Origin of the sequence: Neisseria sp. HMSC061B04 (assembly GCF_001836705.1) — a bacterium.
Taxonomy (GTDB): domain Bacteria; phylum Pseudomonadota; class Gammaproteobacteria; order Burkholderiales; family Neisseriaceae; genus Neisseria.
The window spans coordinates 7,348-7,775 of sequence record NZ_KV830223.1; the positions used below are offsets into that span (position 1 = coordinate 7,348).

At 47.0% G+C, this 428-nt stretch carries 1 pseudogene; it reads left to right on the forward strand.

From position 1 onward, the window contains the following. A pseudogene (locus HMPREF2661_RS09050) lies at positions 1 to 127 on the forward strand (transposase); the annotation flags it as partial. Positions 128 to 428: the final 301 nt, after the last annotated feature.

Here is a 428-nt window from a genome sequence, read left to right on the forward strand (position 1 = left end):
TACGACCGTCTATGCCGACAAAGGCTACGACAGTGCGGAAAACCGGCAACATCTGGAAGAACATCGGTTACAGGACGGCATTATGCGCAAAGCCCACCGCAACCGTCCGCTGACGGAAGCGCAAACCAATGAAAGCTGCCAATAGGCTAAGTGCGCCTGTTGCTGCCTAAAAGGCGGCTCGGATGCCTGATTATCAGGTATCCAAGGGGGATTAAGGGGGTATTTGGGTAGAATCAGTGGATATTTGAAACGAAAACAGCCGAAAACCTGTGTTTGGGTTTCGGCTGTCGGGGGAAGGGCTTTTTTGCAAAGGTCTCATGCTATGAGTTGAAGGTACTTGGTATCGTAATAAGTTCCCTACTCTACTACTCAATAATTAAGTGGTAGAGTTACAGCCAAATTTCTCTTAAAACCTATTGATTTTATAC